We start from the raw sequence: 9667 nt of genomic DNA on the forward strand, positions 1-9667 counted from the left end.
GATACGGTGCCGAGTCAGGAATGCGCTTGCCAGCCCCCGTCCTCAGCGGGCCGCTCCCCCGGTCTGGGTGAACAACCACATCGGAGGTCTCTGATGTCCACCCGTTCCTGGCGCACTCCGCTCCTAGCCGCCGGCGTTGCCGCAGCCACCGCGGCCGCCCTGCTCGCCTACGTCCCCGCCGCCTCGGCCGCCACCTTCAACCAGGAGGGCTGGTCGACCCAGGGCGGTGGCACCAGCGGCGGCTCGGCCAGCACCACGGTAACGGTCACCAGCCTGTCGGCGCTCACCACCGCGGCCAAGGCCAGCACCTCGCAGACCATCAGGGTCAGCGGCAACTTCAGCTGCTCCGCCGACGTCACGGTCGCGTCCAACAAGACGATCGTCGGCGTCGGCTCGAGCTCCGGCCTCACCGGTTGCGGCTTCCGGATCAATGACGTCAACAACGTCATCATCCGGAACCTGCGCATTGCGAAGGTCAGGGCCGGCACCGGCAACGGCGACGCGGTCCACATCGACGGCGCCACCCACGTCTGGGTCGACCACAACGACCTGTCCAGCGACACGACCAGCGGCACCGACTACTACGACGGCCTGATCGACATCACGCACGCCGCCGACTACATCACCGTGTCCTGGAACTACGAGCACGACCACATCAAGTGCAACCTGCTCGGCCACTCCGACGGCAACGCCTCCGAGGACACCGGTCACCTGCGGGTCACGTACCACCACAACTACTTCCGCAACTGTGACCAGCGCGGGCCGCGCGTGCGCTTCGGCAACCCGGTGCACGTCTACAACAACTACTACTACAACAGCGGCACGTACGGCGTCGCCACCACCTGCAACGCGGGCGTGTACGTCGAGCGCAACTACTTCGAGAACACCCCGAACACGGTGGTGACCTCGACCGGTTCGTCCCCGGCCGGCAACGTCAAGCTGCTCAACAACTATCTGGTGAACTCGGGCACGCCGGCCACCCGCAACGGAGCCAGCGTGGCCGCGATCCCGTACGCGTACACGGTCGACGCCAACAGCAGCGTGAAGTCGATCGTCACCGCGAGCGCGGGCACCGGCAAGATCTGATCCCCGTCCCCGCAGAAAGCGAGGCCGGGAGGCGGCCACCACGCCTCCCGGCTTCGCCCTGCTTTGCCTTTGCGTTGGGTTAAGCCTTTTGGGTCAGGCCCGGGGGCGAGGGCAGAATGCTCCGATGAGTCCCGTCAGTCGCGGTCGCCGACGCAAGCGTTCAACCAGGTCCGGTCGTCCTGCCCTGGTCGTGGTCGGCGACGCGGCGGATCAGTGCGACTGCCCGTCCTGCTCAGGGGAGGTCGATCCCGCGCAGATGGTCGACCAGCTCGTGGACGGCGCTGCCCACCTCGTCGACTGCGAAGACCCGCTCGATGCCGAGCTGGCCGGGGCGATCTTCGTGACCATGGCGGCGAGCGGCGGGGACGAGACCGCGTCCCTGTTCACCGAGTCGTTGATCCCGGCGATCGAAGCGCGCGCCGACGAGGCTGCCCTGACGTTGCTGACCGCGATCGGCGCCGTCGACGGCGGACCCACGCCCGTGCCCGACGCGGCCTACGCGGCGGCCGAGCGGATGATCTCTGGCGGACTGCCCGCGCCCGCCTGGGCGCGAAAGCTGCACGAGCCGATGGCCGCCGGCCCCTTCACCCGGCTGTACGACACCGACGGGACCATCTCGGTGCTGGCCGGCCCCTTCGAACGCGCCGGGTACGAGCACGCGCTCATCATCATGGTGGATCACGAGGACTGCGGCGCCGCCCAGGACATCATGCTCGTGGACGGCGCGGAACTGCCTGCGGCTCTGGAGAGCCTGCGCGTGAGCGGCCGGCGCGACGGCTTCACCATCAAGTCCCAGAGGCTCAGCGTCCCCGAGTTCCGGTGGTACGCCGAGCAGGCCATGGAAGCGCGGGCCGTCCACGACGCCGAGAACGGCGGGTCCGACCCGACCGTCGACGAAGAGGACGGCGCCGGTTACGACGTGCTGGCGGTGCTGGCTCGTACCCGGCTGGCCGATCTTCCGGAGCCTCTGCAGCCCGAGGGTGTCGTGGCGTTCGGGCACGACAGCGGTGACGAGCTGACGGATCTCACCCCGATCGCCGCCCTCCCGGTGGGCCGGCGAACGCGGCCGGAGAAACTCCCGTCGAAACGCGGGAAAGCAAAGGGCCCCGCGTCGGTGTATCAGCTGAAGGTGAGCCTGCGCGGCGCGAAACCGCCGATCTGGCGCCGGCTGGAGGTACCCGCGGACATCACCCTGGCCGGACTGCACATCACCATCCTCGCGGCATTCGGCTGGAACGGCAGCCACCTCCACGTGTTCGAGACGGCGTACGGCGACTTCGGCAACGCCGACCCCGAGCTGGGCCACCGGGCGGACGGGCTGGTGACGTTGGAGCAGGTGGCGTCGGCCGTGAAGGAAAGGTTCCGCTACACCTACGACTTCGGCGACGACTGGGAACACGAGATCCTGGTCGAGAAGATCCTCACGCCCGACCCGTCGGTCGCCTATCCCCGTTGCACCGGCGGCAAGCGAGCCGCCCCACCCGACGACTGCGGAGGAATCTGGGGGTACGCCGAAATCCTGGACGTCCTGGCCGACCCGGAACACCCCGACCACGAGGAGCGCCTGGAGTGGCTGGGCCTGGACGAGGTGGGCGAGTTCACCCCGGACACCTTCGACCTCCAAGAGGTGAACCGTCGCCTGGGCGTCCGGCATTGAGGGTTATTCAGGGCGGTGGAGACCAAGCCGCCGACGTGCGGCGAGGTGCGGCTCAAGGTGGGCCCTGAATAACCCTCATTGATGCTCAGCCCAAGAGGCGGCGGAGGAACTCTTCGAAGGCATCCTGGGCGCCCGGTAGTGCGGCGGCCGGGTCGGAGGAACGGGCCACCAGGATCGCCGCCTCGTTGACCGCGGCCACCACCAGATGGGCGAAGACGTCCACGTGGCGGGGGTCGAGGCGGCCCATCTCCGCGGCGGCGGCGATCGCCATGCGGAACTGGCCCAGCACGTTCTCCTCGTCGAGCTCGCGCCACCGTTGCCAGCCGAGGACCGCGGGCGCGTCGATCAGCACGATCTGCTGGACCTCGGTGTCGCCGGCCATCCGGATCCACGACAGGCAGGCCACGCCGAGCACCTCGACCGGGTCGGTCTTGCCCTCGACGGAGCCGGCGACCTCGGCGACGACGCGCGCCTCGAGGTCCTGAAGGACCGCCAGGAAGAGCGCCTCCTTGCCGGGGAAGTGGTGGTAGAGCGAGCCACGGCTCGCGCCCGTCTCCTGCAGCACCGCCTCGATCGACGTGCCGTCGTACCCGTGCGCCGCGAAGAGCCGGGTGGCAACCCGGATGAGCTGCTCACGGGTCTCGCGCCCGCGCGCCACGTTCCTGTTCACGCGTTCCTCACGTTGAAGTGGGCGCTTGCCCACTTAAAGTGGGCACGCGCCCACTCGTTGACAGACCGACTGTCGGTCTAGTAGATGTAGACCGACAGTCGGTTTCTGAACCTACCAACCTTCGCACGGGGAGGGAACGACATGGCACAACCACTGATCGCGACCACCGCCCGCGGCCCGGCCGGCTACCTCGACACGGGCGACGGGCCCGGCGAGACCGCCCTCTTCATCCACGGCGTCGGCACCGGCAGCAGCCTCTGGAGCGGCGTCATCGACCGGATCGGCAGCGAGCGGCGCTGTGTCGCCGTCGACCTGCCGCTGCACGGGCGCACGCCGCCGGCCGCCTCCTACGAGCTCGGCGAGACCGCCGACTTCGTGGCCGCCTTCTGCGACGCGCTCGGCCTCACCGGCATCGACCTGGTCGCCAACGACACCGGCGGCGCGATCGCCCAGATCTTCGCGGCCCGCCACCCCGAGCTGCTGCGGTCGTTCACGCTCACCAACTGCGACACCATCGGCAACCTGCCACCTCGGCTGTTCGCGCCCGCGGTGTGGCTGGCCCGGGCGCGGCTGCTCGCCCCGCTCCAGCGCGTGTTCCTGCGCGACCCGCAGCGGGCCCGGCGGGCTCTCTACGGCCCCGGCCTGCAGAACGTCGAGGCGCTGCCGATGGCGACCGTCCGGCAATGGCTGGCGCCGCTCTCCGGCCGTCGTGCCCGCGAGATGGAACGCTGGCTGGCCGCGATCCGCGAACGGGACCTCGTGGCGGTCGAGCCCGCGCTGGCCCGGCTCGACGTGCCGACCCAGATCGTGTGGGGCACCGCTGATCCGTTCTTCGCGGTGCGGTGGGCGTACGGATTGAAGGAATTGATCCCCGGCGTGCGTGACGTGATCGAGGTGCCGGACGCCAAGCTGTTCTTCCCGGTCGAAAGGCCGGCCGATCTCGCCGAGCCCTTGCTGCGCTTCTGGAAGACGCTCTAATTCTCGGATCGGATGCGCAGCTGGGGTGCGCCGCCGGCACAGAACAGCGAGACCTTGACGCGGTCGTGGTTGTCGCTGACGCCGCGGAACTCGCCCTCGCGGTCGTTCTGCTCGTGGATCGCGAAACCCTGCGCGGGGGCCATCGTGAGGATCCCTTCGCAGGTGGCCACGACCGTGCCGCCGCGCGTACCGAAGGATTGCTTGGCTGAATCGGAAATGTCGGTTTTAGGAGATGCCTTGGGCGCGCGGCCACGCCGTGGCGGCGGCGCCCGCGGCCATGGACGGCCTGCAGACCGCGCTGGCCGAGCGACCCGACCTGATCGTCCTCGACCTCGGCCTGCCCGACCTCGACGGCCGCGAGCTGCTGCGGATGCTGCGGGCGGTCAGCACGGTCCCGGTGATCGTCGCGACCGCCCGCGACGAGGAGACCTCGATGGTCCAGCTCCTCGACGCCGACGCCGACGACTACGTGGTCAAGCCGTACACGGCCGCGCAGCTCGACGCCCGGATCCGGGCTGTGCTGCGACGGGTTGGCTCGCCGGCCGAGCCCGAGCTGGTCGTCGGCGGGCTGCGGATCGATCCGCTCGCCCGCACGGTGTTCCTGGACGGCGCCGAGGTGGAGCTCACGCCGCGCGAGTTCGACCTGTTGCACCATCTCGCGGGCAGGGCCGGACAGGTGGTCAGCAAGCGGGAGTTGCTCACCGAGGTGTGGCAGGTGCCGTACGGCAGCACCGACAAGACCGTCGACGTTCATCTGTCGTGGCTGCGGCGCAAGCTGGGGGAGACGGCGCAGGAGCCGCGCTACCTGCATACGGTCCGCTGCGCGTCCCCTTGCCGGTGAGCACCTCGGCGAACTCGCCCGGGTCGGTGTGGCCATACGCGACCGCGTAGGGCTCGACAATGGCGGTGAGCGCCTCATCGCGCAGTAGGCCCAGCATGAGGGCATCCCGTACGACCTGAGCCACCGCGGACTCGTCCTCGCCGTCGGAGAGCAGATCGGTGATGATCGCCGAGACGTTGTGTACCGGCAGCCCGCCCCAGATCTCCCAGCTGTCCGGGGCGATCCTTGACCGGACGCGCAGTTTGATGTCGTCGCGTCGTGGTCGCAGCCGGGCGGTGGCGTAGAACTCGTGCTCGTACGGAATTAGATCACCGAGTCCACGCAGGTGTGCGGCGCTGCGGTGGCTGACGACGAGGCCTGGGGCCGCAGTGCGTTCCTGCCACGACTGGGCGCCGCCGAGTTGTAGCCAGGCCGCGCGTAGCGGGTCGAGGTCAGGGTCTTCGGGCGCGCCTGTGAGCCGGTACACGCGGGTGGCTTGGTCGGCGATGGCCAGGGTGCCGTCATCGACGAGTCGGTTCAGGTCTTGGCGAGATACCCCGAGTCGGCGGGCTTGTCCTGCGGTGACCATGCCCCACTGCTCGCTGGCCACCGGGCTGATCGCGGCTAGCGCAGTCCGTCTCGATATGGAGCGATAGTACCAATAGTGCGACGAACGCTCCAGGACGTGCCACCCACCTGACGAATCCGTACCCAAATGAAGTTGCGCCCCGCCGCCATGACCTCCACCCCTAAAATGGGCGAGTTCGTAGTTATACGGGAAGGAGCCGGCGACACCAGTCTCCTCGACCGCTTCCCGCACGGCGGCAGCGTCAGGATGTTCGGCCGCGATCCGGGCGAACGTCGCAGCCCTGCAGACGAGGTCGAATCACGTGGAGAAAGCCGGCGATGGTCTCGCCGACATCGACCCAGGCGCGTGGACGGGCCAGGCGGCAGAGGACTTCCGAACCCAACAAGTGGTACGTGGCCGCCGACTCGCTCGCGACCGCGACGGACGCCCTCAACACGTACGCGCAGGCGACGACGTCCGCTCGTTCACCAGCATGATCAGCTGCTGTGGCCGCCAGACAGTGCGTTTGCGTACCACTCACCGAGCGACGCCGTGCTGGATTCGTCCTCGTGAGGCGTCTTCGAAGTGAGCGGTGCAGCAGCTTCTTGGCCGCGCGCACGATCAGCACCTGGCCAATTTGTGCCTGTCGAGCTCGCCGTTACCGCGATCGGCTCCTGAGGAGTCATCGCGCCCGCGACAGTGGAGGATCTTGACGACCGCAGCCGAACGCTCGTCACCGCGATGGCGGTTGGTCATGAATCCTGCGGCGACCACACGGACAATTCGCCTCCCGGGCCGCAGACCACTTTGAGGCCGCCGGGTCCGGCCACGGTCCACGCTTCGAAGTTGGTGTCCGGCTCGGCCAGCAGCCGTGCGCCACCGACGAACTCGATGCGTAGCCCGCCGGACTCGTCGGCGGCGGCCAGCGACACGATGCGGCCAGACAGCTGGGTGACAGCCGGAGCGTCGCTGTCGCGCCCGGGTTCGATCTCCAAGTCGAGGCCGTCGATCCGCAGGATGAACGGCGTCTCGACCCGCACCTCGTAACCGCCACTGAATTCCACCGCGACGGTGTATCCGAAATCGGTGCCGATAACCGTCTGGCCGGCGAAACCGAGATCCATCGCTACCACCCCTGCGGTGTCGGGTATGACCCGTCGGCATTGACCGGGATATGCGTGGCCGAGTTCGGGCCAGGCTTTCCGGCAAGGTCGATCGGCTGGCCATGACTGTTGTAATACCGCACGTAGCCGTTGGGGTACTGCGGTGTCGGGTCCATTACGCGGACCATATCAGCGTTCCCGGAAGCCCCCGGTTTCTGATAGACCGTGCCCCTGCCGTTGTCGGCGGCACGTGACGACCAGCCGGACTTCACTCCGGTCGGATTGTCCGCGGTGGAGTCGGCCGCCCCGTCGGCTACACCGTCTCCTTCGGTGTCGACCGGACTGACATGGTCATCACCGCCGGCGTGTGAGGCGATGTCGGCGATCGCCACGGTGGTGATGCTGGCGCCGGTGGCGATGCCGGCCGCCGAGACTACGTTGAGCGGCACCCCGGCGACCGCGCCGATCCCGGTAGCATCGAGAGCCAGGCCCAGCCCTTCACCACCCGCGCTGATCATGGTCAGGCCGATACCGGCGGCGGCCAGCGCGGTGGAACCGGGGTGATGCAGCATGGCGTTGCCGAATGAAGCGACCCCGTTGACCAGGTGGCCGCCCGCGTCATGCAGAAAGTCACCGACTTCATCCAGCCAGCCCGATTTCTCCGGGGCCAGCGAAGCCTTGTCCCGCAGCGTCCCGGATGCGACACGGGCAGCCGAACGCAACTGCTCACGCGCAGCCGCCAACGTGTCTTCGGCCGCTGACCGGCCGGCCTCGCCCGGATCTTGGAACGGTGTCGTCTGCGGTGCCGCCTCGTAATCGGTGCGAGCTCGGGCGGTGGCGGCCTGGCCCGCATTCCACTGCCGTACGGCCTCGGCCGCCTGCCCCTGCACCCAGCGCAGCGTCGCCACGTAGTCGTCGAGCCCGCCAGCCCCGGCCTGCATCGCGTCGGCCGCGGTGAACCAGCGCCCCGGCTCATAGCTGAACTTGTCGTGGAAGCGTTCGGCCGCCGGACCGGTCCAGGCCCCGGTATCGATCGAACGCAAGCCATCACCGGCATTGCCGGCATCGGTCGCCCGCCCACGCAGCGCAACGGCGTTGGCCGCGATCGCGTCCGGGTCGCCCGGGATCAGCGCGCGCGGATCGTCGGTATCGCCCAGTTCAGCCATCGACCGCCCCGGGCGCCGGATCGGATGTGAGTCGAGCTGCCGCGCTCTGGTCGCTGGCCTGGTATGCCTGGGCGACCCGGAACAGAGAGTCGCTGATCGCTTTGGCATCCTTCGTCAGGATGTCAAGGCCATCGCTCCAGCGGTCGCAGTACTCGGCGAGCGCGTCGTGGAGGTCGTCGCCGTACTGTCCCGCATGACCGGGCAGCTTCTTGAGCTCGAAGTGGTCCTGGTCGCCGATGCTGTCGGCGATGCCTTTCGCCGCTTCGGTGACCTTCGCGACGTCCACGTGAAATCCAGGCCCGTCCATGACCTCAAGGTAACCCCGGCATGCACTCCCCAGCCGCGACGCGGCACGGCACTTCGCCACAGCATCGAAAGCTTTGGCGAAGTCGCCGCAGCGTTCCCGCGCGGCGAACGGTCGACACCCTCACTCGGCTCATCCAGAACGCCGCGCGTCGGCGGTGACGCGTACGGCGTCCTCGTCTGGTCCTCGATTTCGAGGAACGTGGGCAGGCCGGGCCAGGTGTCCAGATCGAGAGTCGCCGCACCGAGTTTCCATTCCTCGCGGTAGTTCTCCTGGTATCGCAGCGCTATGAAGCCCCTGGCCTCCAGCAGCGTCTTGGCGGCCTGGCGAACCCGGAACGGCAGAGGGCGACGCGTGAAGATGGTGGTGATCGGGACTCCCGGCGTGCTCGCCAGCCAGATCATGAAGACCTGAGGCGGATCCCGTTCTCGCTTACACTCCGCCGTGATCCCTCGGAAGCCACGCGCCGGGTACCTTGTGCGCGAGGTGCCCGGCGACGCTGCCGCGGGAGGCGCACCCCGCGGTACCGGTGCCCGAACTGTCGCGCGACTCCTCGCGAAGGTCAAGTCGACCGCGGAAGGTGTTTTCCCTGTTCAAGAGACATTGCGACTGCCCCGAATGTGCTCGAGAAGCGGGTAGCACCCAAGATCAGCGCTGGGCACCCGCTGTCACCGTCGGGCATGCTGGGCCGAACGTGCTCCGAATATGTTCCGCGTGTCCTCCGACCAGCGACGGAGCCGCCGTCGGCGCACCCGATGGCACCGTTTGGCACCCCACGGGACGCCGGGGCACTCGTGAGTATCCCCAGGTCGGTACGATGTGGGCCGTAGGCCCTCGTAGCTCAGGGGATAGAGCATCGGTTTCCTAATGTGGACGTGTTCTCGGGTTCTGGGCGGGCTAGCTGCAGAAGCGCTCATCGAGTGCGCCGCTGTTGCGGCATATCCGCTCGATGTGTGCTCGGTGGGTCGAGCGATCGACGGCCGATCCGGAGTCGACCTCTGATCTTCTGATCCATAGTCAGATGCCTAGTGGTCACTAGTCCGCCTACTTATTAGTGCTGTAACGCAGGCCCCGGCGCTCCGTTCGAGGCCAGGGCCCGCTCACCGCCGGCAGCCCAGGCTCGCCGCCACGTGTACGCCGACTTCGTCGAGACCTCCAACGCCGCCGCGACCGCGCAGGCATCCATTCCGTCAGCGAACATCCGTGCCGCCTGAAGCCGTACCTGTTCCCGCTGGTCACGGGCCTGCGCCCGACCCAGCCACCATCGCCGTATCGCATGTCTCATGAAGACACGAGCAACGAACCCCACGGAATC

The 9667-nt window shown here is 68.4% G+C and carries 10 protein-coding genes and 2 pseudogenes; 5 read left to right on the top strand and 7 right to left on the bottom strand.

The features are described from left to right. The first annotated feature begins 93 nt into the window (after positions 1-93). A complete protein-coding gene (locus tag ACIA5D_RS47000) occupies positions 94-1086 on the top strand; it encodes a polysaccharide lyase family 1 protein (protein WP_396037211.1) in 993 nt (330 codons plus the stop codon). Positions 1087-1342: 256 nt separating this feature from the next. After that, complete coding sequence (locus ACIA5D_RS47005) at positions 1343-2743, top strand: plasmid pRiA4b ORF-3 family protein (protein ID WP_396037212.1); 1401 nt, start codon at positions 1343-1345, stop codon at positions 2741-2743. An 85-nt stretch (positions 2744-2828) separates the two neighbouring features. Here the strand turns inward: ACIA5D_RS47005 and ACIA5D_RS47010 are convergent, their stop codons facing one another. Beyond that, complete coding sequence (locus ACIA5D_RS47010; protein WP_396037213.1) at positions 2829-3413, bottom strand: TetR/AcrR family transcriptional regulator; 585 nt, start codon at positions 3411-3413, stop codon at positions 2829-2831. A 141-nt stretch (positions 3414-3554) separates the two neighbouring features. Between ACIA5D_RS47010 and ACIA5D_RS47015 the strand changes: the two genes are divergently transcribed. Continuing rightward, positions 3555-4391, top strand: a complete 837-nt coding sequence (locus ACIA5D_RS47015) for an alpha/beta fold hydrolase (protein WP_396037214.1) — start codon at positions 3555-3557, stop codon at positions 4389-4391. On the opposite strand, the gene ACIA5D_RS47020 is transcribed toward ACIA5D_RS47015, so the two are convergent. Continuing rightward, the gene (locus tag ACIA5D_RS47020; RefSeq protein ID WP_396037215.1) at positions 4388-4534 is read right to left on the bottom strand and encodes a hypothetical protein; all 147 of its coding nucleotides are present in this window, start codon (positions 4532-4534) and stop codon (positions 4388-4390) included. The two genes, ACIA5D_RS47015 and ACIA5D_RS47020, sit on opposite strands and share 4 nt — an antisense overlap. Positions 4535-4623: 89 nt before the next feature. Here ACIA5D_RS47020 and ACIA5D_RS47025 point away from each other — a divergent pair, with 89 nt between their 5' ends. Continuing rightward, positions 4624-5232: a response regulator transcription factor gene (locus tag ACIA5D_RS47025; RefSeq protein WP_396037216.1), complete on the top strand. Its 609-nt coding sequence runs from the start codon at positions 4624-4626 to the stop codon at positions 5230-5232. A gap of 502 nt (positions 5233-5734) precedes the next feature. Here ACIA5D_RS47025 and ACIA5D_RS47030 read toward each other — a convergent pair. Beyond that, positions 5735-6031, bottom strand: a pseudogene (locus ACIA5D_RS47030) (type IV toxin-antitoxin system AbiEi family antitoxin domain-containing protein); the annotation flags it as partial. A 22-nt stretch (positions 6032-6053) separates the two neighbouring features. Here ACIA5D_RS47030 and ACIA5D_RS47035 point away from each other — a divergent pair. Then, positions 6054-6368 (top strand): annotated as a pseudogene (locus tag ACIA5D_RS47035) (hypothetical protein); the annotation flags it as partial. Between the two features lie 163 nt (positions 6369-6531). Here the strand turns inward: ACIA5D_RS47035 and ACIA5D_RS47040 are convergent. From ACIA5D_RS47040 to ACIA5D_RS47055, 4 genes are all read right to left on the bottom strand, one after another. After that, the gene (locus ACIA5D_RS47040; protein ID WP_396037217.1) at positions 6532-6903 is read right to left on the bottom strand and encodes a DUF6188 family protein; all 372 of its coding nucleotides are present in this window, start codon (positions 6901-6903) and stop codon (positions 6532-6534) included. A gap of 2 nt (positions 6904-6905) precedes the next feature. Beyond that, complete coding sequence (locus ACIA5D_RS47045; RefSeq protein WP_396037218.1) at positions 6906-8048, bottom strand: WXG100 family type VII secretion target; 1143 nt, start codon at positions 8046-8048, stop codon at positions 6906-6908. Beyond that, entirely contained in the window at positions 8041-8334 is a 294-nt protein-coding gene (locus ACIA5D_RS47050) for a hypothetical protein (protein ID WP_396037219.1), read from the bottom strand. Before ACIA5D_RS47050 ends, ACIA5D_RS47045 begins: the two co-directional genes overlap by 8 nt. A gap of 1069 nt (positions 8335-9403) precedes the next feature. Continuing rightward, on the bottom strand, positions 9404-9637 hold the full coding sequence (locus ACIA5D_RS47055) for a helix-turn-helix domain-containing protein (protein ID WP_396037220.1): 234 nt from the start codon (positions 9635-9637) through the stop codon (positions 9404-9406). Between the last annotated feature and the right edge of the window lie 30 nt (positions 9638-9667).

The sequence above is a fragment of the Actinoplanes sp. NPDC051513 genome (assembly GCF_044454685.1).
In the GTDB taxonomy this organism is placed as follows: domain Bacteria; phylum Actinomycetota; class Actinomycetes; order Mycobacteriales; family Micromonosporaceae; genus Actinoplanes.